Source organism: Mesorhizobium sp. LNHC229A00 (genome assembly GCF_000502415.1).
Lineage (GTDB): Bacteria > Pseudomonadota > Alphaproteobacteria > Rhizobiales > Rhizobiaceae > Mesorhizobium.
The window spans coordinates 24,938-45,802 of record NZ_AYWQ01000002.1 but is presented as its reverse complement, the minus strand read 5'-3'; the positions used below and the strand labels follow the sequence as shown (position 1 = coordinate 45,802).

22 protein-coding genes are annotated in these 20,865 nt (G+C 64.2%); 11 read left to right on the top strand and 11 right to left on the bottom strand.

From position 1 onward, the window contains the following. Positions 1-55: 55 nt before the first annotated feature. On the bottom strand, positions 56-1,090 hold the full coding sequence (locus tag X742_RS166100; protein ID WP_023770141.1) for a class I SAM-dependent methyltransferase: 1,035 nt from the start codon (positions 1,088-1,090) through the stop codon (positions 56-58). A gap of 309 nt (positions 1,091-1,399) precedes the next feature. Between X742_RS166100 and X742_RS166105 the strand changes: the two genes are divergently transcribed. After that, positions 1,400-3,382: an EAL domain-containing protein gene (locus tag X742_RS166105; RefSeq protein WP_051410571.1), complete on the top strand. Its 1,983-nt coding sequence runs from the start codon at positions 1,400-1,402 to the stop codon at positions 3,380-3,382. Between the two features lie 70 nt (positions 3,383-3,452). Here the strand turns inward: X742_RS166105 and X742_RS166110 are convergent, their stop codons facing one another. The 3 genes from X742_RS166110 to X742_RS166120 form a co-directional block, all read right to left on the bottom strand. Then, on the bottom strand, positions 3,453-4,655 hold the full coding sequence (locus X742_RS166110) for an MFS transporter (protein ID WP_023770139.1): 1,203 nt from the start codon (positions 4,653-4,655) through the stop codon (positions 3,453-3,455). A 142-nt stretch (positions 4,656-4,797) separates the two neighbouring features. Continuing rightward, complete coding sequence (locus tag X742_RS166115) at positions 4,798-5,715, bottom strand: alpha/beta hydrolase fold domain-containing protein (RefSeq protein WP_023770138.1); 918 nt, start codon at positions 5,713-5,715, stop codon at positions 4,798-4,800. A gap of 15 nt (positions 5,716-5,730) precedes the next feature. Next, positions 5,731-6,249, bottom strand: coding sequence for a cupin domain-containing protein (locus tag X742_RS166120; RefSeq protein ID WP_023770137.1), 519 nt, complete (start codon positions 6,247-6,249; stop codon positions 5,731-5,733). 126 nt (positions 6,250-6,375) lie between these two features. Between X742_RS166120 and X742_RS166125 the strand changes: the two genes are divergently transcribed. Further along, entirely contained in the window at positions 6,376-7,299 is a 924-nt protein-coding gene (locus X742_RS166125; RefSeq protein ID WP_023770136.1) for a LysR family transcriptional regulator, read from the top strand. A 28-nt stretch (positions 7,300-7,327) separates the two neighbouring features. Here the strand turns inward: X742_RS166125 and X742_RS166130 are convergent, their stop codons facing one another. Further along, positions 7,328-7,786, bottom strand: a complete 459-nt coding sequence (locus X742_RS166130; protein ID WP_023770135.1) for an Lrp/AsnC family transcriptional regulator — start codon at positions 7,784-7,786, stop codon at positions 7,328-7,330. Positions 7,787-7,955: 169 nt separating this feature from the next. Between X742_RS166130 and X742_RS166135 the strand changes: the two genes are divergently transcribed. Both X742_RS166135 and X742_RS166140 read left to right on the top strand, forming a co-directional pair. After that, positions 7,956-8,690: an AzlC family ABC transporter permease gene (locus X742_RS166135; protein WP_023770134.1), complete on the top strand. Its 735-nt coding sequence runs from the start codon at positions 7,956-7,958 to the stop codon at positions 8,688-8,690. Then, positions 8,687-8,986 carry an AzlD family protein gene (locus tag X742_RS166140; RefSeq protein WP_023770133.1) on the top strand — a complete coding sequence of 100 codons (300 nt, stop codon included), beginning with the start codon at positions 8,687-8,689 and terminating at the stop codon, positions 8,984-8,986. Before X742_RS166135 ends, X742_RS166140 begins: the two co-directional genes overlap by 4 nt. Positions 8,987-9,213: 227 nt before the next feature. On the opposite strand, the gene X742_RS166145 is transcribed toward X742_RS166140, so the two are convergent. Then, entirely contained in the window at positions 9,214-9,849 is a 636-nt protein-coding gene (locus X742_RS166145; RefSeq protein WP_023770132.1) for an FMN-dependent NADH-azoreductase, read from the bottom strand. Positions 9,850-9,956: 107 nt separating this feature from the next. Here X742_RS166145 and X742_RS166150 point away from each other — a divergent pair, with 107 nt between their 5' ends. Then, on the top strand, positions 9,957-10,919 hold the full coding sequence (locus X742_RS166150) for a LysR family transcriptional regulator (RefSeq protein ID WP_023770131.1): 963 nt from the start codon (positions 9,957-9,959) through the stop codon (positions 10,917-10,919). A gap of 21 nt (positions 10,920-10,940) precedes the next feature. Here the strand turns inward: X742_RS166150 and X742_RS1000000174715 are convergent, their stop codons facing one another. Beyond that, positions 10,941-11,039 (bottom strand): hypothetical protein, encoded by a 99-nt coding sequence (locus X742_RS1000000174715; RefSeq protein ID WP_023770130.1) that lies wholly within the window; start codon positions 11,037-11,039, stop codon positions 10,941-10,943. A 175-nt stretch (positions 11,040-11,214) separates the two neighbouring features. Here X742_RS1000000174715 and X742_RS166155 point away from each other — a divergent pair, with 175 nt between their 5' ends. Both X742_RS166155 and fabF read left to right on the top strand, forming a co-directional pair. Continuing rightward, on the top strand, positions 11,215-11,796 hold the full coding sequence (locus tag X742_RS166155) for a TetR/AcrR family transcriptional regulator (protein ID WP_023770129.1): 582 nt from the start codon (positions 11,215-11,217) through the stop codon (positions 11,794-11,796). 71 nt (positions 11,797-11,867) lie between these two features. After that, positions 11,868-13,136 (top strand): beta-ketoacyl-ACP synthase II, encoded by a 1,269-nt coding sequence (gene fabF, locus X742_RS166160; protein ID WP_023770128.1) that lies wholly within the window; start codon positions 11,868-11,870, stop codon positions 13,134-13,136. Positions 13,137-13,235: 99 nt separating this feature from the next. On the opposite strand, the gene X742_RS166165 is transcribed toward fabF, so the two are convergent. Next, positions 13,236-13,829, bottom strand: a complete 594-nt coding sequence (locus tag X742_RS166165; RefSeq protein WP_023770127.1) for a TetR/AcrR family transcriptional regulator — start codon at positions 13,827-13,829, stop codon at positions 13,236-13,238. Between the two features lie 66 nt (positions 13,830-13,895). On the opposite strand from X742_RS166165, the gene X742_RS166170 reads away from it, so the two are divergent. Further along, positions 13,896-14,321 carry a VOC family protein gene (locus X742_RS166170; protein ID WP_023770126.1) on the top strand — a complete coding sequence of 142 codons (426 nt, stop codon included), beginning with the start codon at positions 13,896-13,898 and terminating at the stop codon, positions 14,319-14,321. Positions 14,322-14,330: 9 nt separating this feature from the next. On the opposite strand, the gene X742_RS166175 is transcribed toward X742_RS166170, so the two are convergent. Then, entirely contained in the window at positions 14,331-15,281 is a 951-nt protein-coding gene (locus X742_RS166175) for a trypsin-like peptidase domain-containing protein (RefSeq protein WP_023770125.1), read from the bottom strand. Between the two features lie 168 nt (positions 15,282-15,449). Here X742_RS166175 and X742_RS166180 point away from each other — a divergent pair, with 168 nt between their 5' ends. From X742_RS166180 to X742_RS166190, 3 genes are all read left to right on the top strand, one after another. Continuing rightward, the gene (locus tag X742_RS166180; protein WP_023770124.1) at positions 15,450-16,322 is read left to right on the top strand and encodes a S1C family serine protease; all 873 of its coding nucleotides are present in this window, start codon (positions 15,450-15,452) and stop codon (positions 16,320-16,322) included. A gap of 8 nt (positions 16,323-16,330) precedes the next feature. Next, positions 16,331-17,017 (top strand): helix-turn-helix transcriptional regulator, encoded by a 687-nt coding sequence (locus X742_RS166185; protein WP_023770123.1) that lies wholly within the window; start codon positions 16,331-16,333, stop codon positions 17,015-17,017. A 449-nt stretch (positions 17,018-17,466) separates the two neighbouring features. Next, the gene (locus tag X742_RS166190; RefSeq protein ID WP_023770121.1) at positions 17,467-18,333 is read left to right on the top strand and encodes an NAD(P)-dependent oxidoreductase; all 867 of its coding nucleotides are present in this window, start codon (positions 17,467-17,469) and stop codon (positions 18,331-18,333) included. On the opposite strand, the gene X742_RS1000000176435 is transcribed toward X742_RS166190, so the two are convergent. Next, complete coding sequence (locus tag X742_RS1000000176435) at positions 18,327-18,461, bottom strand: hypothetical protein (protein WP_023794280.1); 135 nt, start codon at positions 18,459-18,461, stop codon at positions 18,327-18,329. The two genes, X742_RS166190 and X742_RS1000000176435, sit on opposite strands and share 7 nt — an antisense overlap. Positions 18,462-18,720: 259 nt before the next feature. Next, on the bottom strand, positions 18,721-20,202 hold the full coding sequence (locus tag X742_RS166195; RefSeq protein ID WP_023770119.1) for an OmpA family protein: 1,482 nt from the start codon (positions 20,200-20,202) through the stop codon (positions 18,721-18,723). Positions 20,203-20,865 lie beyond the last annotated feature (663 nt).

Below are 20,865 nucleotides of genomic sequence, written 5' to 3'. Positions count from 1 at the left end.
CCGCGGTCGAAGCGCTCGAGGTCCTTACGTCAGCCGGTTTGCATCCAGACGGGTATTATCCACGCTTCTGGATGACGCCGTAAAGCACGTTGCGGTTCTCGCCGAAGTAGACCTGCGCATCGACGGCGTTGCGGTCGACGCTGGCGTTGATGATGTTCCACATATCGACCTCCGATCGCAGCAGCAGCACCCAGTCCATGAACGTCTCCCGGTAGCCGGCGTCAGGAGTGCCCTCGGCGTAGTTGGCAAACAGGAAGGTCCCGTTCGGCTTCAGCATCTGCAGGCAGGTCTTGGTGAGTTTCACTGCGACGTTGTGCTGGAGGTAGTCGTAAAGGCCGGAGGCATAGATGAGGTCGAACTTGCCGAGCTTGTGGCCTCTGGTGAGCACGGTGCGCACCGAGCCGTCGATGGCCTCGACCGCGGTGCCCTGGAAGTCGCGCGCGATCAGTCCGACGCTCTGGGGATCCTGGTCGAGCGCGACCCAGCGCTTGAGACCGCCCTCGGCCAAAGCGGCCGAACGGTTCGCCTCGCGCAGATGGCCGGCAGCGATCGCCAGGACTTCGGTTTCGGGTCCGTTCCTGGCCGCGGTCTCATCGACATAGCGGGTCAGCAGATCGCGGCGCTCGCGTGCCGCGACGCATGACGGAACGTTCTGGGTATGGCTGTAAAGCGCCTTGCCGACCTCCGAAGCGCTTGCGACGCTCTCGGCAACATGCGGGTCGCAATAGATGTAGTCGAGCAACTGCGCGTCGCCGGAATACCCCCTGGGCTTGGTGAAGGACCAATGCGTCAGCGGATCCTCCAGAAAGTACTTCTGGATCGGGTGGTTCTGCGCCACCGGTATCAAGGCCTGCCACACGTCGGGATGGACCTTGGCGCGCAGCGCATTGAGAAGCGAGAGCAGTCGGCGGACGATCTCGGCGGGAAATTTCTGCTGCTCGACCTGTTGCTGTGTAGCGTGGAGGATCAGCGCCAGCTCCGCGCGAGCGGTTTCGAACGCTTCGCCATGATGCTCGGGCTTTCCTCGACGGAGACCACCGGCGATCGCCTCGGCAGTGATAAGGCTCTTGCCATCAAACACGGTTTGCACACCAGGACTCCTTGGTTAACAGTCAGTTAACTTATTGCGTAGAATACTCCATTTGCCAACGGCGGGTCCGGTGCCTTTTACCGATATGATTAATTTCCTGCTAACCATGCCAATTCATTGGAGTTTTTAAGGACGGGATTCCGGGTTCGAGTTAACGGAAACTTGTCCTGCGTCATTGCATTTGATCGCGCGGCAAACGTGTCGCGCCCAAGGAGTCGGTCTGCGTTGGGGGCAGAAGCTGGAAAAGAGTTCGGAACGCGAAATGCCCTTCAACCGGGATTTGTCGTGAACGAACGCGCGTCATCCACAGTGGCCGATGCGGTGACTGCGGAACCGCACGATCCGCGCCAGGAGCTGGGGGCGGCCGAACTTCGAACGCTCTACCGCACGGAAGCCCAGGCGAAGCGAAGGAAGGAAGCCAGGCCAGGCCTCTGGATCGCCGTCGCCATCTACGTCTTGTTTTCGGTATCGGATCTGCTGCTGATACCCGATGTTGCCGCCCTTACGATCACGGCCCGCTTCGCTGTCGGACTGACCGCACTGTTGGTGCTGGAAGCACAGCTTCGCAGGGGAGCCGCCACCGACTGGCTTGACGTAACTTGCGCCGCGGCCATCATCTTTGGCTATATCGGCTGGCTTTACCCCGCTTCCATGGGCGCGAACAAGGAAAGCGTCGCCTATTATATGGTCTTCGGCACCATTTTCATGATGAGTGCCAATCTCTTTTTTACATTCCGCTTCAAGGTCTCAATCATAACGTCGACGATAATTTTGTGCATCTTGTATGTGGTGAATTACTTTTTACCCGCTACGCTGATATACAAAATGGTATTCGGCACCTTCTACGTTTCGTGCTTCACATTCACGTCCTATGTGAACTGGAAGCTGAACGAAGAGCGCTACAACGTCTTCCTGAACGCGCTGGAAGCCAAGATCCAGCACAAGGAGGCGACCGAGCGCGGCAAGGCCCTGCTCAGGCTGTCTCGCACGGATCCGCTGACAGGGCTGGAGAACCGGCGCGCGATCGACGAAAAACTGCGCGACTATTGGAATGACTGGCAAAAGCTTGGTCACGGTTTCGCGGCGATCCTAATCGACGTCGACTTCTTCAAGAAGTTCAACGATTGCTATGGCCATCAGGAAGGCGACCGTTGCCTGATCCAGGTCGCCGATGCGCTCAGCGACCTGATCAAGCAACATGATGGCTCCATCGGCCGCTACGGCGGCGAGGAATTCATCGTCCTGGCCCGCATGGACAAGAAGGGCGAGGTCTCGGATCTGGCGGAAGCCATTTGCCGCACGATCGAGAACCTGGCGATCGCGCACGAGTTGCGCCGGGATGGCATTTCGATCGTGACGGCGAGCGTCGGCGCGGCGTTCACCAGGAAGCAGACCGCCGCCAAGCTGGAGAAGATCATCCACGAGGCCGATCGAGCGCTCTATCTTGCAAAGGCCAGCGGCCGAAACTGTGCCCGGCTGTTCGATCCGACCGATCCCCAGAGCAGCGACGAGAGCGAGAACCTGGCGGCCTTGCTGAAGATCGCCATTGGCCAGGACCTGGTTTCGCTCGTCTACCAACCGATACAGAATGTCGCGTCGGGTGGGGTCGAGGCCGTGGAGGCGCTGATGCGCCTCAAGATGCTCGACGGCACCCTGGTTCCGCCGAGCCTGTTCATTCCCGTCGCGGAGCGAACCGGCGCCATCCTCGAGCTCGGGCGCTGGGCAATAAGGACGGTGTGCGCCGAACTCCTGGCGCAGGATCACGTGCGCGTCGTCAGCGTCAACGTCTCGCCGATCCAGCTCAAGACGCCGGGCTTCGCGACGTCGGTCGCGACCATTCTGGGCGAGACCGGCGTAACCGGAAACAGGCTGGCCTTCGAGATCACCGAGGGGCTGGAGATGGAGATGCACTCCGACATCCTGCGCTGCATCAGCGACCTGAAACTGCTCGGGATCAAGATCTGGCTCGATGATTTCGGGACGGGCTTCGCCGGCCTTTCATGGCTTCGTCTCATCGAGTTCGATACGGTCAAGATAGACCGCTCCTTCCTTCACGACTGCGGCACTCCCAAGGGCATGGCAATGCTGCAGGACATCATTGCGCTGGTCAGAAATCGCGGCCACAAGATCCTGGTCGAAGGGGTGGAGACCGAAGAGCAGATGGTCCTCATGCGCCAATTCGGCATAGACCAGGTCCAGGGCTTTCACGTCGGCCGTCCCGCTCCGGCCGCGAATTTCCAGACCAAGCGGGCCGTTCAAAAGCGGCCATTCACGGTTCTCAAGTCTGCCTAAAGGCGCTGGCTTGACCGGCCATTGGCCCGTCAAGCTCGTCTGCCCTCTGGCGATTGCAGCGCGGCGATGCCTATGCCGTCCGCAACGCCCTGCGTGGCAGCGGCGGGAAGGCGATCGCTATCCCCGCGGCACCCAGGCCGATAAGCGCCGACCCGATGAACAGCCAATGGTAGCTGGCATAGGCGTCGAAGATCATGCCGCCGGCAAGCGGCCCCAGCGCCATGCCGAGGCTGGAGAGCATGGTGGCGGCGCCGAATACGGTGCCGAGGATGCGCTGGCCGAAATATTCGCGCGCCAGCACCGCGTAGAGCGGCATGACGCCGCCATAGGTGGCGCCGAAGATGACGGCCAGCATATAGAACTGGTCGAGCTGGCTGATGGAGAGATAGGCGGCAATGACCATCGCCTGGATAGCCAGCCCGGCGATCAGCACCGGCTTGACACCGAGCCGGTCGGCCAGCACGCCGTAGAGCAGCCTGCCGCCCAGGCCGGCCAGACCCTCGACACTGTAGATCGAGACTGCCGCCATCGGGGCGACGCCACACAGCATAGCGTAGCTGACCATGTGGAAGATCGGGCCGGAATGAGCCGCGCAGCAGGCGAAGAAGGTCAGCCCCAGCACGATGAATTGCGGTGAGCGCAGCGCCTGGCCGACTGTGAGGCCTGCGCCTTCGGCGGCTCGAGATTCGGCCGCATCGGAGGCGACAGGCTTTGGCGGCTGGCGCACCAGAAGCACGGCGGGCAGCAGAAGCACCCAGGCCAGGATGCCGATGTCGAACATGGCGCTACGCCATTCGTAGGCGGAGATCAGCCAGCGGGCGAGCGGCGAGATTGTCATCGGTGCCACGCCCATGCCGGCCGAGACCAGCGATACGGCCAGCCCGCGATTGGTGTCGAACCAGCCTGACGTCAGAGCGATCATCGGCGCGAAGAAGGCGCTGGCCGCGAGTCCGACGAGCACGCCATAGGTGATCTGGAAGGTGAGAAGCGAACCGGCGCGGCTTGCCAGCACCAGCGCCAGCCCGAGCAGCACGGCGCCGATCGTGACGACGATGCGGGCGCCGAACCGGTCGGACAGGGCACCCCAGGCGAAGCCGCCAAGGCCCATCACCAGGAAGTTGAGCGTCATGGCGCTCGAAATGCCCGCGCGCGACCAGTTGGTATCGAGCGCCATGGGTTCGAGAAAGATCGCCAGCGAAAACATCGTGCCGATGGCGACGCAGGACATCAGCGCGCCAGCCGCGACGATGGCCCAACGGTAGGAATGGTTCATGTTTCTTCTCCCAGCCGGGAGCAGGATCGATCTTTCGACGCCCCCCGGCAATTCCGGTTGCGTCCGAAGGACGTCCGAGCAGCGCTCAAATCGACATTTTCAGATCGATTTTTTTTAGGGCCTGCGATCCATACAGCCAAATCTAGAGATGCTGGCGGATGAAGGCACCGACCATGTCGATGGCCTGGCGTGCCGCCTGCAACTGCGCAAGGTTAGAGGGGAAGACGTGCGTCATGCCTTCCCAGATATGCAGCGCCGCCTCGCCGCCGGCGCTCGACGCCGCCTCGACCGCGCGGCGTGAATCGTCGAGCAGGATCTCGTCGTCTCCGACATGGACCAGTAGCGGCGGCAGTCCGCCCAGGGGCTGATAGAGCGGTGAGGCGCGGGGATCGGTTGGATCGGTGCCTTTGAGATAGAGATCGGCTGCCTTTTTCAGTTCGTCGCGTTTCACCAGCGGATCGGTTTCCGCTCTCGTCAGCATCGAGCCGCCTGCCAGCGCAAGATCGATCCATGGCGACATCAGCACCGCGCAACGCGGCATGACGCCGGCGCCCTTTCTGGCCCTGGCCGCCACCAGCGCCAGCAACGACAGCGCAAGGCCGCCGCCGGCCGAGTCGCCGGCAATCGCGGTCGCGTCATAGCCCATGTCGCAAAGACCGGTGAATACGCTGAGCGCGTCGTCTATGGCGGCCGGAAAACCGTGCTCCGGCGCCAGCCGGTAGTCGGGAATGAAGGCCGGCGCGCCGGCGCGTTGCACGATCTGGCTGACGAAGTTGCGGTGACCGATGGCGGAGCCGAGCACGTAGGCGCCGCCATGGAGGTAGAGGATCGCGGCGCGCGCGGCACCGGCCATTGGCCGGCACCAGACGCCCGATACCGCGCCGACGGTCCCTGTCTCGAAACTGATGCCGTCGGCGACAGGCGTGTGCTGCATCAGATCTTCGAAGACCGGCCGTGACGCCGGCGCGAACTCCAGCGCCGGCAGCGTCGCCAGCATGTCGCGCATCGCCAGCATGACGGCGCGGTCGCGCTCGTCCTCGGGGTGGATTTCGAAGCTCATGACGGCCTGTCAGGATTATGGCTTCAGAAGCTCGGTGCGGAATTGCGGCGCGAGCGCTGCTGCCTTGCCGAGGAAGGCGCCGAATTCCGCCGGGCTGAGTTTCGGTGCCGGAGCGGTGCGGCTCCCGACCGGTGTACCAACGCTGGCAAAGAACTCTTCCTGTCCCGCCGGCGCGCACATACACAGCATGCGGACGTCCGCGCCCGAGACATTCTTGAACGAATGCGGGGCGTTGGCCGGGATGTTCACCGTCATGCCTGCCTTGGCCACGCTTTTCTGGCCACGAAAGGTGAACTCGATCTCGCCTTCCAGAAGATGAAACGTCTCCTCGAAATCATGCCGGTGGGGACCGGGGCCGCCGCCATCGGGAACCTTCATGTCGATGAGGCAGAAGCGCCCGGCGGTCTGCGTGCCGGACAGCAGGATGGTGTAGGTGTCGCCCACTATGGCCAGATGCTGGAGCGACGGATCGTCGGGATCAACAATCGACATCTGGCGGTTGGGATCGTCGGCGGGGATGGTGAACTCAAGCATGTCTGATCTCCAGGGTCGGCGAGGTTTCCAGCCCTTGTCAGTGGTAGCTGCTGGCAGGCGCCAAAGCACCAAAAAGCTCGTTCGACCGGCTGGACTCACTGTCCCACGGATGGAACAGTCGCCCCCATGATCGATCTCAACGATTTGCGCGTCTTCGAAAGAGTGGCGGCGACCAGCAGCTTTTCGGCGGCTGGCCGCGTACTCGGCCTGCCAAAGTCGACAGTCAGCCGAAACATTGCCCGGCTGGAGCAGCAGCTGGGCGCACGGCTGTTCCAGCGCACCACCCGCGCGGTGATCCTGACCGCGGCCGGAGACGCGTTGCGGACGCGTTGCGTCGAGCTGATGTCGCGGATCGACGAGACGGTGACCTATGTCGAGAGCCTCGCGGGCGAGCCACGCGGTCTGCTGCGGGTCAGCGCCGGCATCGGTTTCGGCATCAATGTCTTGTCCCGGCATCTGCCGGCGTTCCTCGCCCGGTTTCCCCATGTCGACGTCGCGCTCGATCTGACCAGCCGCGACCTCGATCTTGTCGCCGAGCGGGTCGATGTGGCGATCCGTATGGGCCCGCTGCCGGATTCCGCACTGGTGGCGACGCGCCTGGGCAGTGTGCGGCGCTGCCTCGCTGCCGCGCCCGGCTATCTCAGCCGGCATGGCACGCCGCTCACGCCGGCCGATCTGTCCACCCATGAATGCATCGAAATGCCCCGAGGCGACGGCCGCACGCGGACCTGGCATTTCTACCGGGGCGGTGAGATGGCCACGGTTGATGTGCACAACCGGGTCAGCGTCAACGATGCGCTGACCATCCACCAACTGGTTCGCAACGGCGCGGGCCTGGGCGTGCTTTCCACCTATCTCTGTGCGGACGACTTCGCCGAAGGGCGTCTCGTTCCGCTGCTCACCGATTGGGACATCGCTCCGGTCGAGGTCAATCTGCTGTTTCCGAGCAAGCGCGAGCTGTCGCAGACCGTGCGCAGCTTCGTGGATTTCATGCGCGAGGTTTCCGTCCCTAACGAGCATTGGCAAGGCGGCATCGTGGCGACGGGTTGATGCCGCCTCGGCGCGGGATTTTCGAGGATCAGATCGGCAGTTCCGACGTATATTTGATCGTCTGGCTCGGTACGTCGGTCTTGACGTTCTGCACGCCCTTGATGCGGCTCAGATGCTCTGACTGGAAGCGCCGGTAGTCATCGATGCCGGCGGCCACCACACGCACCATGGCGTCGCAGTCGCCGAGCATGAGATAGCACTCCATCACTTGCGGCAGCTTGGCGACCTCGGTGGCGAAATGTTCGATCGTGTCCTCGTCCTGTGCCTTCAGCCAGATGCGGGTGAAAAAGGTGAGGCCCTTGCCGATGCTGGCCGGATTGATCACGGCGACGTAGCGGTCGATGATACCGGCTTCCTCCAGGAGCTTGACGCGCCGCAGGCAAGGCGAGGGCGATAGGCCGACCTCCTTGGCCAGATCATTATTGGCCATGCGGCCGTCTCGCTGCAACGCCCGCAGGATGCGTTTGTCGATGTCGTCGAGCTTCATGGCGTCGAATTCCATTTTCCTGTGGCTTCGTAACAGTGAATGCCAAAATCTGACGAAAGACAACAATCTTCGCAACCCAATTGCGTCGAGGTGTAGGTATGTTTTGCCCCTGACATCACGAGATTTTCAAACGCAAGCAGGCGGCTGTGAGGCCGCCCAATGGCAGGACATGAGCATTTCACAGGCAGTCGAGTCGGTGGGCAACGGTTCGAGATCGGAGTTTCGCCGTGGCGTGGCGTCCTGCGCGCCGGTGCTGCTCGGCACCATCCCCTATGCGCTGGTGCTTGGCGCCCAGGCCGTGCAGAAAGGGCTGAGCACGGTCGAGTTGTCCACGATGACTGGGCTGAACTTCGCCGGCGGCTCGGAATTCGCGGCGATCCAGTTGTGGACGTCGCCGCCGCACATCCTGCTCATCGTCGCCATCACCTTCCTGGTCAACAGCCGCCATCTGCTGATGGGAGCGGCGCTCGCGCCGTTCCTGCGCGATCTGCCGCGGCGCAAAGTGTTTCCGGCGCTGTTCTTCCTATGCGACGAAAGCTGGGCGCTGGGCCTTGCCGACGCCAAACAGCGCGCCGAGGCCGGCATCGCGCCGGCCTTCAGCCCGCGCTATTACATGGGCGCGGCGCTGGCGATGTATCTGACCTGGGTGGCCTTCACCACGCTCGGCGCTTTGCTCGGCCCGATGCTGGGCGATGTAGAGACCTATGGTTTCGACATGGCGTTTCCTGCCGTCTTCCTGGTGCTGATGCGCGGCATGTGGAAGGGCGTCGCGGCGGCGCGGCCCTGGCTTGTAAGCCTTGTCGTCGCCGCGCTCGTATATCTCCTCGTTCCCGGCGCTTGGTATGTCGCGGCAGGTGCCGTGTCGGGGCTGGTCGCGGCCTGGCTGATGGCAGGTGACGCATGATCGACATGGCGACCCTTTTCACGATCGTGCTGATGGCCGGGGTCACCTATCTGACGCGGATCGGCGGCTATGTCGTGCTGCGCAGCCGCGTGCTCAGTCCCCGCGCCACGGCGGTGATGGAGGCAGCGCCCGGCTGCGTGCTGATCTCTGTCATCGCGCCGGCCTTCGTGTCGCGCAATCCCGCTGATCTCGCGGCATTGGCCATCACCTTGGTCGCCGCGACACGGCTTTCCATGCTGCCAACCGTGCTGATCGGGGTGGGCGCCGCGGGCCTGCTCAGGCATTTCATTGGGTAGCGTCCAACAAAGCCGATGGGCGTCCGAGTTTACTGGACCATGGACGTCGACCCATGGCGTTGAACAGATGGAGCTGGAGCAGGTCCGGTGCCAGAAAAACATGCTGACCCGGCGCTAACGAATCCGCTCGCCGCCGCTGTCCGAGTTCCAGGCGGACGCTAGGACACTCGATAAAAAAGAAAGGCAGGCGCGGGGCGCCTGCCTTCGATGCGGGATGACGCCGTGCCCTACGCGGCCGCGGCGACGTCGCGCGTCCTGGCCACAACGGCATCTACCTTGGCGGTCGCCTTGGCGAGTGCTTCGGTGACCGCGTCAGGTCCCTTGGCGACGCCCTCGATGCGGATGACGTCGACGTCGGTCATGCCGATAAAACCAAGCACGCTGCGCAGGTAGGGGACGGCGTGATCGAACTGCACGGCCGCACCTTCGGAATAGATGCCGCCGGAAGCCAGCACGATGTAGACCTTCTTGCCGGTCACGAGACCCTTGGGGCCGTTCTCGCCATAGGCAAAGCTCTTGCCGGAGCGGGCGACGTGATCGACCCAGGACTTCAGCGTCGAGGAGATGTTGAAGTTGATGAAGCCGGTGGCCAAGATCACCGTGTCGGCGGCAAACAACTCGTCGAGCACGACATCGGAAACGCCCACCACTTCAGCCTGGCGCGGGGTGCGGGCATCGGCCGGCGTGTAGATGCCGGTCGCATAGTCGGCATCGATGTGCGGCAGCGGGTTGGCGACGAGGTCACGCACGACAAGCGTGTTCGACGGGTCGGCGGCGAGAAGCTTCTGGGCGAACTCGGTGGCGATGCGGGTCGAGTGCGAGGCAGCGCCGCGGGGGCTTGAGGTAACGAGAAGAATGGACATAGCGGGTCTCTCCAGTGGAATGAATTGTCCCGCCATATATGGGGCATCGACCTACCAGATAAACTGGTATATTTTCGATATGATCCATCCATAAAGTAGATACAATGATGCAGCCCAACCCGACCCTCGACCAGCTCCAGATCCTTGTCGCCGTTGCCGACACCGGCAGTTTCTCGGCAGCCGGCCGCAAGCTCAACCGCGCGCAATCGGTCATCAGCTACGGAATCGCCAATCTCGAGGCGCAGCTCGGGCTGAAGCTTTTCGAACGCGAGGGCACGCGCGAGCCGCAGCTGACCGAGATCGGCCGGGCTATGCTGGAAGACGCGCGGCGAATGGTGGGCGTGCTGCAGCGGATGCGCTCGCGCGTCGACGGGCACCACCACGGGCTGGAGGCCGAGGTGGCGCTGGCGGTGGACGTATCATTGCCTTCCCCCGTGCTGGTGCGGGTGCTCAAGGCATTCGAGGCGCGGTTTCCGACCGTGATGCTGCGCCTGCATATCGGCACGCTCGGCCTGATCCCCGATCTTGTCGTCAGCGGGCAGGTCGATCTCGGCATTGGCGGCCTGCTGGGCGATGTCGACGTGCATCTCGTGCGCATCGGCTTCATGTCGCTGGTGCCGGCCGCCTCTCCCAATCATCCGCTTGCCCTGCTGCCGAAGCCGGTGGCGCTCGAGGATGTGCGCGAGCATACGCAGCTTGTCGTGACCGACCAGTCCGAGCGCACCAAGGGACGCGATTACGGCGTCTTCGCCTACCGCACCTGGCGACTGACCGACATGCGAACCAAGCACATATTGATGCGCGAGGGACTCGGCTGGGGCGGGCTGCCGCGCTGGCTGATCGCCGACGACCTGGCCACGGGTCGCCTGGTGGAACTTGATCTCGAGCCCTACAAGGAAGTGAGTTCGCCCCTGTTTGCCATGCACCGCAACGATCGCAGCCCAAAGCCGGCGGCGGCCTGGCTGATCAACCGGTTCAAGCGCGGGCTCGGCTGCTTCAACGAGTTCGAGCCGGGCGAGGTGCCCGAAGAGGAGCCGGAGACCGACGGCGATGCGAACGCCGGCGGCTGAATCCTGGAACTCAGCCGAAAATCATTCGATCAGCGTCACCCCGGAAACCACGATCTGCGCCGTACGAGCGGTCAATTTTCCGCGCTTGTGCAGCGTCGGTTTCTCATAGGTCTTTTTCATGTGTCCAACCCGAATGCGAGCCCGCAAGTGAGTGAGCAGCCATAACGGGACTGGACGGTTCCGGTTGCCTCGCCATTGCATTTCTCTGCCACGGAAGGTGAGTGATTCAGGTTAGATTGCATTCAAACTCTATCCTCGCTATAGATGTCATTCAAAATCTAACTGGAAGAATGACATGCGGGTCAGCCGTGCGCAGGCACAAGCAAATCGCGAAGCGGTGATCAACGCGGCAAGCCGCCTATTTCGAGAGCACGGCTTTCACGGTATCGGGCTGAAGGATCTGATGAAGGGTGCCGGGCTGACCCAAGGTGCCTTCTACAAGCAGTTCGAATCCAAGGAAGACTTGGCAGCCCAGGCATCGAGGCGAGCGATGGAGCACGCGACCCGCAGATGGTCGGCTGTTGCTACCGGGAGCCCTGATCCCCTAGAAGCCGTTATCGAACTCTACCTTTCGCTCGGGCATCGCGAAGAGAAGAGCGACGGTTGTCCGATCGTGGCGCTTGGTTCCGATGCGGCGCGTCAAAGCGAGGAAGTGAGGATCCCCTTCCAGGATGGGATCGCAGCTCACCTTGAAGTCCTCGACGAATTGGTGCCAGCCGCGGAAGGCCCGAGAAACCAGCGCAAGACCATGGCGATGCTGTCGCTGATGGTGGGGGCGGTGACGATCTCCCGCATCTTCAGAGATGAAGAGATATCGCAGCGTTTTCTCGATGCCGCCGCCAGCGAAGTCAGGCGAATTGCGGCCGCGCAAGGATAGAGGCGGTGGTCGCCATCGAGCGTCCCCGCGGCGCCGTCGGGCGAACCTATCAAACAGAAGCTGGAGTAGACATGCGTCGTATCGTTGTTACAGGCATGGGAGCAGTCAGCCCCCTTGGGGCCAATGCGGCGACTTCCTGGTCCCGGCTCCTGGCTGGCCGCTCGGGCATTCGGAGCCTTCCGGACGAAATGGTGGGAGACCTGCCGGCGAAGATCGGCGGCATCGTTCCTTCCCTCGAACAGGATCCCGAAGGTGGCTTCGATCCAGACACCGTCCTGGCCGCCAAGGAACAGCGCAAGGCCGATCGCTTCATTGTGTTCGCGCTTGCGGCCGCGGAAGAGGCGCTTGCGGAGGCCAGGTGGAATCCGGTTTCGGACGATAACAGGGCCCGCACCGCGACGATCATCGCCTCGGGCGTCGGAGGATTTCCCGCGATAACCGAAGCTGTGCGAACCGTCGATCAGCGCGGTGTCCGGCGTCTCTCACCGTTCACGGTGCCGTCGTTCCTGGTGAACATGGCGGCGGGACAGATTTCGATCCGATATGGGTTCAAGGGTCCGCTCGGCGCTCCGGTGACGGCTTGCGCGGCCGGCATCCAGGCGATCGGCGATGCGGCGCGTCTTATCCGCGCCAATGAGGCCGACATCGCGGTCTGCGGCGGAACGGAAGCCTGCATCAATACGGTCAGCCTCGGCGGCTTTGCCGCGGCACGCTCTCTTTCGACCTCCTTCAATCACCGTCCCGATCAGGCGTCCCGCCCGTTCGACATGCTGCGTGACGGTTTCGTCATGGGCGAAGGCGCCGGAATCCTGGTCATCGAGGCATTGAGCCATGCGCTTGCGCGCGGCGCCAAACCGCTGGCCGAGCTCGTCGGCTACGGCACGACGGCGGACGCTTATCACATCACCTCCGGTCCGGAGGATGGCGACGGTGCGCGCCGGGCGATGGAAATCGCGATCAAACAAGCCGGTATTTCGGCACGGGAGGTCCGCCACCTCAACGCGCACGCGACCTCCACGCCGGTCGGCGATGCGGGGGAAATAGAGGCGATCAAAAGCGTCTTTGGCGTGGATTTCGGCATAGCCGTCAGTGCAACGAAATCGGCGACCGGACACCTGCTCGGCGCCGCCGGGGGGCTTGGGGCGATCTTCACGGTCCTGGCGCTCAGGGACCAGGTCGCACCGCCAACCCTCAATTTGAGCGCCCCCGATCCGGCAAGCGACGGGATCGACCTCGTCGCAAACCACGCCCGGCCGATGGAGATGGACTACGCGATTTCCAATGGCTTCGGCTTTGGCGGCGTGAACGCCAGCGCATTGTTCCGGCGCTGGACGGACTAGCCGCTGCTCGCGGCAATCGCGATGTCCTGGTCAGGCGGTGGCATGCCCGCGAATGTGCAGTCATTGCCCGGGTGCGGGGCGACGATGTCGCCATGTACTTCAGGCGGGCGACAGTCCCTCTATCAGCGCCGTCAGGACGGCACGGTAGTCTTCGCCCGACGCGCCGGCCTCGATGGCCAGCGCCGCGCGGTCGAAGGCGGCGGCAAGCAGGGCGGTCAGCGCTTCGGGCGGCAATCTTTTCATCGACTGTGTCCGCATCGCCGCGACAAGGCCCTCGCGCAGCGAGCGGTTGCCGTGGCGGTTGTCGATGGCATCCATTTCAGCGCGGCCGAGCACGGCGGGGCCGTCGAGCAGCAAGAGCCGCGTGCGGCCGGGCACGCGCATGGCTGTGAGATAGGCATCGGAACCGGCAATCAGCGCATCGCGGGCGCTGAGCGAAGGCGGGGAGGCGCGGTCAATCTCCCGCGCTACCGCCGCGGCTTCCTGTTCGACCACGGCGGCGAAAAGCGCCTGCTTGTCGGCGAAATGGTGGTACAGCGCGCCGCGTGTCACGCCCGCGGCGGCAACGATCTCCGGCGTGCCGGTCTCGGCATAGGATTTCTCCGTGAACAGTTCGCGCGCCGCCGAGATCAGCTCGGCGCGCGTCGTCTCGGTACGATCGCGGTTCGAACGACGCGCGGATCCCTGTTGCATACATGCAGCCTGTATGTTATTTCAATTTACATGCAGACTGTATGTTAATTGACGGGAGAAGGAAAGATGAAGACGACGAGCTACTATCCGGTGCTGATGACCGGCGATGTCGCCGGCACGGCGGCCTTCTATATCAGGCATTTCGGTTTCCAGCCGCTGTTTGAGAGCGACTGGTACGTGCATCTGCGGTCGGTGGACAACAAACGCGTCAATCTCGGCATCGTCCAGGGCGACCACGAGACGATCCCCGAGGAGGGGCGGGGGCGGACCTCCGGGCTGCTGATCAATTTCGAGGTCCGCGATCCCGATGCGGTCCATGACCGGATCCTTGCTGCCGGCCTGCCTATCCTGCGAACGCTGCGCGACGAGCCTTTCGGCCAGCGCCACTTCATCACCAGGGATCCCAACGGCGTGCTTATCGACGTCATCAAGCCGATCCCGCCCAGCGAAGAGTTCCTGGCGCGGTATGCGGAAGGCGCGGCGGGGGCTTGAATGGCAGGCTCAGCCCGCCCGTGCCACCGGGGTCACCGCCATCTGGCTGACGCCGGTGCGGCGCACCACGGTGCACAGCGTCTCGCGGCCGATACGCTCGGCGTCCAGCATGCGCACGAGGTCGTCGACGCCGGTCACCGGGCGCCCGTCTATTGCCGAGATGATGTCGCCTTCCCTGAGACCCGCCCTGGCTGCTGGGCCGTCCTTCTCGACGCTGCGCAGCCGTACCGCCGTACTGGTCGAGACCTGCGACAAGAGTGCCGCGCGCCGCGGCAGGTTTACCGTGTCGGCGGAGACGCCAATGAAGGCGCGGCGCACGCGGCCGAAGCGAATGATCTCCGAAATGACAAAGTTCGCGGTGTTGGACGCGACGGCGAAGGCAATGCCCTGCGCGCCATGGATCATGGCGGTGTTGACGCCGATCACCTCGCCGGCCGACGAGACCAGCGGACCACCGGAATTGCCGGGGTTGAGCGCGGCGTCGGTCTGGATGACGTCGTCGATTAGCCTGCCGGTCGAAGCCCGCATCGAACGGCCGAGCGCCGAGACCACGCCCGAGGTGACCGTCCATTCGAAGCCCAGCGGATTGCCGATGGCAATCGCGATCTGGCCGCGCCGCAGCCGCTTGGAATCGCCAAGCGGCGCCACGTCGGCGAAGCTGCCGTCAGCGCGCACCAGGGCGATGTCGGTGTCGGGGTCGCGGCCGAGCACGCGGCCCTCGCTGGAGGCGCCGTCCGGCATCGAGACGCGTACCGTCCGGGCATCACCGACGACATGGAAATTGGTGACGACCAGCCCGTCAGGCGCGATGACGAAGCCCGAGCCATGGCCGCCCGGCCCCCCGATGCGCTCAATGCGGCAGACGGCCGGTCCGATGCGGTCGACCGCGTCGGCAACCGTCGTCGAATAGGCGTCGAGCAATGTCTCGTCCGGTTGGAATTTTGGCGCGGCGAGGGCCATTGGGGGGCTCCGTGTTTTCAGGCTTGATCGTGACTATATGTGCGGAGCGGCCGGAACCGCCGCGACCTGACCAGATGGCCAGTCGAACCCGCAACTAGCCGTCAGGCGAGTACCTCCTGGCGTACCGCCGAGCGATATCTGGGGCAGGAGAAAACCCAGGAGGTCATCATGAGCGACTTCAATCTGAATGCATTTTCCGATGCCATCGCCGATATCGCCGCCAAGGCGACGCCGACAACGGCAAGCTTCGCCACGCATCATCACCGCACGGCGAGCGCCTTCCACTGGGGCGACGGCTATTTCGTCACCGCCGAGGAAGCCGTCGAGGCCGGCGAGGAGATCGAATTGACGCTGGCCTCCGGCGAGACGGCGAAGGCCGAACTGGTCGGCCGCGATCCTTCGACGGGCGTCGCCCTGCTGAAGCCCGCGGATGCGGCCACCGCGCCTGTCCTCGATAGAGCCAGCCCCGTTCGGCCAGGCAATATCGCCATAGCCATCGGCAGCAGCCAGGGCTCGGTGCTGGCCGTGTCGGGCTCGGTCGGTGAAGTCGGCCCGGCCTGGCGCTCGATGCGCGGCGGCACCATCGACCGGCGCATCAACCTGGCTGTCGGCGCCGGCGGCCGCTTCGAGGGTGGCCCGGTGCTGGACGCCAAGGGCGCACTGATCGGCATGCTTCTGTTCGGCCCGCGTGGCCGCGCGCTGGTCATGCCGCATGAGACGATCGAACGCGCGGTGGCGACGCTGCGCGAAAAAGGCCATGTCGCCCGCGGTTACCTCGGCGCCGGCCTGCATCCGGTGCGCGACCGCGACGCGCGTGGCGCAATGGTGATGAGCCTCGACGACAATGGTCCGGCCAAGGCCGCTGGCCTCACGCTCGGCGACATCATCGTGGCATGGAACGGCGAGGCCGTGCATGGTCCGCGAGACCTGATCCGTCGGCTCGGGCCCGACAGCGCCGGTGTTTCGGTGAAGCTGGGTGTCGTGCGCGGCGGCGAACAGCGCGACGTCGTGCTGACCATCGGTGAAAAGCCGCTGAGCTGAGAGGACGGATGGAAAGCGACACGCTGACAAGGCCTGACGTGGCGCGCGGCGAACGCCAGCTCGTGGTGCTGATCGCACTGCGCGATGCCGCGCGCGCCGAGCGCTTGTCGGCTTCGCTTGCCATGACGGACGATCTGCTGCCGGTCGTGGCCGCCGGCGGGGTCGCCGATGTCGCCATCATCGATGATGCCGTCGCCAACAGCGCGGCCTTGGTCGATCGAGCCAGCGTCGGCAGCATCACGACCCCAAAGGTACTGCTTTCGGACCGCGCGGGCCGGCCGCAAGGCCAGGTGTTTGCGGTGCTGCCGTCGGCCGCGGACGCAGCTTTGATCGCCGCTGCCGTCAGGCTGGCCGCCGCCGGCTACCGGGTGTCCGGCGAAGGGCGTTCGGTGCCGGATAGGCATGCCGATTTCGACCGCGGCGATGCGGCCAATGGGGATGAAAGCCATAGCGGGTTGTTCGGTGAGGAAACGGTCGACGATGGCGCCGCCGCCCGGCCGGCGCTGTCGCCGCGCGAGGCGGAAGTGCTGGCGCTGCTGGCCGAAGGGGCGCCCAACAAGGTGATCGCGCGGCGGCTCAACATCTCCGTCCACACGGCGAAGTTCCATGTCGCCGCGATCCTGATCAAGCTCGGTGCCGTCAATCGTACGGACGCCATCGCCATCGCGATGCGGCAGGGGCTGGTTCTGGTCTGACATTGATCAGATCGCGCCTTCGATGTCGGTCGGCCGAAAGTCTTCGTTCGTGAGAGCAGCGGCACGGCTTCGAGCCGCGCCGTGGCGTAAGCGATGCAGTCGCCGAAGGTCAGCGCCGCGGGTGCCGCCCCTTGCCGTAACGCGGAAAGGCTTGCCGGGGCGACAGCTGCATGGTCGCGCCGGTGAAGTCGATTGTCTCGAACAAGGCGGTTCACAGGAAGCGTTCAAGGCGATCCAGGACTTGATCCTACCGGCTGCCCGCGAGCACCATGGTGGTTTCAAGAAAGGTTGGCGCTGCCAACAACCGGGGCTGCCAATCCAATAGGTTTTGCGCTCCCAACCCTGGCCGGCCTCCGCTGCGTCACCATGGCTTCCTGTCGCGGGCTCTTGTATCCCGCTGCAGCGCGGGCAAGGATCGCGACGACGAAAAGATTGCAGGGAGGCGGAAAATGTCGCTGAACGGAAAAACGCTGTTCATCTCCGGCGGGTCACGTGGCATCGGCCTGGCGATCGCGCTGCGCGCCGCGCGCGACGGGGCCAATGTGACGATCGCGGCCAAGACGGCGGAGCCGCATCCGAAGCTGCCGGGAACGATCTACAGCGCCGCTGAAGAGATCGAGCAGGCCGGCGGCAAGGCACTGCCGGTGCTATGCGACATCCGCGAGGAAGCGCAGGTTGCCGAGGCGGTCGGCAGAACCGTCGAGAAATTCGGCGGCATCGATATCTGCGTCAACAATGCCAGCGCCATCCAGCTCACCGGCACGCTGGAAACCGACATGAAGCGCTACGATCTGATGCATCAGATCAACACGCGCGGCACCTTCCTCGTGTCCAAAATGTGCATTCCACACCTGAAGTTGGCGAAAAACCCTCACATCCTGAATCTGGCGCCGCCGCTCGACATGAAGGCCAAATGGTTCAAGAACCATGTCGCCTACACCATGGCCAAATTCGGCATGTCGATGTGCACGCTAGGCATGAGCGCGGAATTCGCCAGGGATGGCATCGCGGTCAATTCGCTGTGGCCGATCTCGACCATCGACACCGCCGCGGTGCGCAACCTTCTGGGCGGAGCCACGGTGGCGGCGATGAGCCGGTCGCCCGACATCATGGCCGATGCCGCGCATGCGATCTTCATGCGGCCGTCGCGCGTGGCATCAGGCAATTTCTATATCGACGAAGAGGTGCTGCGCGCCGAGGGCGTCAGCGATTTCTCGGTCTATGCGCCTGACGCAACCGGACCGCTGGCCGGAGACTTTTTTGTGCCGGATGAGGTGTTTGCCAGGACGGACAGCAAGATCAAGAACATCTACTGAAGGGAATCCTGCTGCCGCCGCTCGCTTTCAAAAAACGACTCGAGCTCCGGTTCACCTGACTGGTCGCGCTCATCGATTGCCCGACGAAGCTGCTCAAGCTTCTGATCGCCGTTTTCTTCCGTAGGCATCAAGTCGCCTCGTCCTTCGTTGAGCACGTATTTCGGCCAGCAGGGCACGGTTTGCACGGTGGATCTGAAAGCAAAAAACCCCGCCGGAGAGGGCCGGCGGGGCTCAATGCGTCCCGCTGGAGTCGGGACGGGGCAGGGAACGCCCAGTCAGGAATCTGGGGTGCGAACCCCGGTGATTCAATCCCATCCCGGTTGACCGGGATGGGACGTTGTTGCCGATCTGATTCCAGGAATCACTACAAGTGGCTGGAAACGCAGGTCAGTTGTTGCTCGCCACCGGCGCCACAAGCGAGGTGATGCGGCGGATGGCGACGCGCCGGTTCTCACGGTTGGGCGCCGAGGTATCGACCTTCAGATACTCCTCGCCATAGCCCTGTGTCGTCAGGTTCTCGGGCGGGATGCCGAAGGCGTTGGTCAGCGCTTCGGCGACGGCTTCGGCGCGACGGTCCGACAGAGCAAGGTTTGCCTCGGGCGTGCCGACGGCGTCGGTGTGGCCCTCGATCAGGAAGGTCTCGGCCGGGTTCTTTTTCAACAGCTTCTCCATGGCGTCGGCGACACCCTGGAGCTTCTGCACCTCGGTGTCGGAGATCGAGGACGAGCCGAATTCGAAGTTCAGCGTGTCGAGATCTATGCGCCGTGCAATGTCACGCACGCGAGCCGAACGCTTGACCTCGTTGATCGAGTAGAGACGCTGCACTTTCTCCACCGGCGGCTGTTCGAGGAAGGTGTAGTAGTCGTCGGGGCTTTCGACATCCTCGGAATCTAGGATGTAGTCCCGGCGCGGGATGGTCAGCCGCATCGGCGGCAGATCATCGCCGGGATCGCGCCAGTCCTCTTCGTCCTGATAGCTGCGCTCGTCGACATAGCTCAGCACATATTCCCGACCGTCGGGTGCGATGCGCGACCGCTGCAGGATGTCGCCGTAGCGGTTGCGTATGGTGACGATCCGGAAGCCATTGTCGCGCTCGACCGTCTCGCGCGTGCGGCCTTGCGGCAGGTCCTCGTAGTAGACATCCTTGGCGCCGCGGGTCAGGCGCGGGCGATCGTTGCTCTGGACGAACGTCTGGTCGTTGAACTGGACGATCACCCGGTCGCCGATCTCCTTGAGGACGTCGACGCCCTTGGGCCTGCGGCGGTCACGGATGTTCTCGTCAGGCGCGCGCTCGAGCCGCTTGCCCTTCTCCTGCGTCACCGGGACGATTTTTTCCGTCTTGATCGCCTCCTGGGCTGCCCTGTCGTCGGTTGGAGGCGGACCCTGATCCACCGGCGCCACTACCGGCTTCCGGCCCTGGTCACCGCCCTGCTGGGCGTTTTGCCCACCATTTTGCTGTCCACCGTTCTGCTCTTCGCCATTCTGGTTGGCGGGCTGGTTGGCTGGGTTCCGGCCGTTCTCGCCACGACCCTTGCGCCTGGCATCCTTCTGGCTATCGAGGATGGGGGCGGCATTCTTGTCGGCGGGTGCTTCGCCCTGAACCGGGTTTTCGCCCTGGACAGGCGCGGCCTTCCCATCGGTAGCGGACCCACCGGTAGCGGGCTGCTCTCCCGTCGCCGGCTGTTGGCCGGTCGCGGGCTGCTCGCCATTCGCCGGCTGTTCGCCAGCCGGTTTCCTGCCGTGCTTCTTCGTCTTGTCCTGAGGTTGCTCGCCCTGGGCGGGAGCCTGCTCGCCGGCGGGAGCGGATTCAACCTTCGGCGTCGCTTCGCCGGCAGGAGCCTGCTTCGGTGTCGGAGCGGTCTCCGGCACGGCGGCCGGCGCCTCTTTCTGCTGGTCCAGCTTGTGTTTCCTGCCAGGCTTGGTCGGCTGGTTGTCGTTGGCAGGGGCTGCCTCGCCGGCGGGGGCCTGCTCTGTCTGCTGCTGCTGGTCGCGCTTCTTCCTGCGTGGCTGCTGCTCGTCGGTTGCGGGTGCCGCCTCGCCGGCGGGGGCCTGCTCGGCCTGCTGCTGCTGGTCGCGCTTCTTCCTGCGTGGCTGCTGCTCGTCGGTGGCGGGTGCCGCCTCTCCGGCGGGGGCCTGCTCGGTCTGCTGCTGCTGGTCGCGCTTCTTCCTGCGGGGCTGCTGCTCGTCGGNGCGGGTGCCGCCTCTCCGGCGGGGGCCTGCTCGGTCTGCTGCTGCTGGTCGCGCTTCTTCCTGCGGGGCTGCTGCTCCTCGGCCGCAGGCGCGGGCTGCTCGGCGGCGGGCGCCTGTTGGGTCTGCTGTTGCTGCTCGCGCTTCTTCTTGCGAGGCAGTTCTTGGTCGCTCTGGTCAGTGGGCGTGTCCTGCGCCAGGACGATCTGCGGTGTCCCCCCGGGTTGCATGGGGCCGAACGCGGCTGTCCCCTGAAGCGGGGACGCGCCTAACGGCGCGGACGCCATCAACAGGCCAAGTGCTGTGCCTGCCAGAATCCGTGGTTGGCGTTTCATCGAAATTCTC

Excerpts from the sequence above, each read along its gene's own strand:
- X742_RS166110 (WP_023770139.1), bottom strand. The coding sequence starts at position 4,655 with ATGAACCATTCCTACCGTTGGGCCATCGTCGCGGCTGGCGCGCTGATG.
- X742_RS166115 (WP_023770138.1), bottom strand. The coding sequence starts at position 5,715 with ATGAGCTTCGAAATCCACCCCGAGGACGAGCGCGACCGCGCCGTCATG.
- X742_RS166120 (WP_023770137.1), bottom strand. The coding sequence starts at position 6,249 with ATGCTTGAGTTCACCATCCCCGCCGACGATCCCAACCGCCAGATGTCG.
- X742_RS166125 (WP_023770136.1), top strand. The coding sequence starts at position 6,376 with ATGATCGATCTCAACGATTTGCGCGTCTTCGAAAGAGTGGCGGCGACC.
- X742_RS166130 (WP_023770135.1), bottom strand. The coding sequence starts at position 7,786 with ATGAAGCTCGACGACATCGACAAACGCATCCTGCGGGCGTTGCAGCGA.
- X742_RS166135 (WP_023770134.1), top strand. The coding sequence starts at position 7,956 with ATGAGCATTTCACAGGCAGTCGAGTCGGTGGGCAACGGTTCGAGATCG.
- X742_RS166140 (WP_023770133.1), top strand. The coding sequence starts at position 8,687 with ATGATCGACATGGCGACCCTTTTCACGATCGTGCTGATGGCCGGGGTC.
- X742_RS166145 (WP_023770132.1), bottom strand. The coding sequence starts at position 9,849 with ATGTCCATTCTTCTCGTTACCTCAAGCCCCCGCGGCGCTGCCTCGCAC.
- X742_RS166150 (WP_023770131.1), top strand. The coding sequence starts at position 9,957 with ATGCAGCCCAACCCGACCCTCGACCAGCTCCAGATCCTTGTCGCCGTT.
- X742_RS1000000174715 (WP_023770130.1), bottom strand. The coding sequence starts at position 11,039 with ATGAAAAAGACCTATGAGAAACCGACGCTGCACAAGCGCGGAAAATTG.
- X742_RS166155 (WP_023770129.1), top strand. The coding sequence starts at position 11,215 with ATGCGGGTCAGCCGTGCGCAGGCACAAGCAAATCGCGAAGCGGTGATC.
- fabF (WP_023770128.1), top strand. The coding sequence starts at position 11,868 with ATGCGTCGTATCGTTGTTACAGGCATGGGAGCAGTCAGCCCCCTTGGG.
- X742_RS166165 (WP_023770127.1), bottom strand. The coding sequence starts at position 13,829 with ATGCAACAGGGATCCGCGCGTCGTTCGAACCGCGATCGTACCGAGACG.
- X742_RS166170 (WP_023770126.1), top strand. The coding sequence starts at position 13,896 with ATGAAGACGACGAGCTACTATCCGGTGCTGATGACCGGCGATGTCGCC.
- X742_RS166175 (WP_023770125.1), bottom strand. The coding sequence starts at position 15,281 with ATGGCCCTCGCCGCGCCAAAATTCCAACCGGACGAGACATTGCTCGAC.
- X742_RS166180 (WP_023770124.1), top strand. The coding sequence starts at position 15,450 with ATGAGCGACTTCAATCTGAATGCATTTTCCGATGCCATCGCCGATATC.
- X742_RS166185 (WP_023770123.1), top strand. The coding sequence starts at position 16,331 with ATGGAAAGCGACACGCTGACAAGGCCTGACGTGGCGCGCGGCGAACGC.
- X742_RS166190 (WP_023770121.1), top strand. The coding sequence starts at position 17,467 with ATGTCGCTGAACGGAAAAACGCTGTTCATCTCCGGCGGGTCACGTGGC.
- X742_RS1000000176435 (WP_023794280.1), bottom strand. The coding sequence starts at position 18,461 with ATGCCTACGGAAGAAAACGGCGATCAGAAGCTTGAGCAGCTTCGTCGG.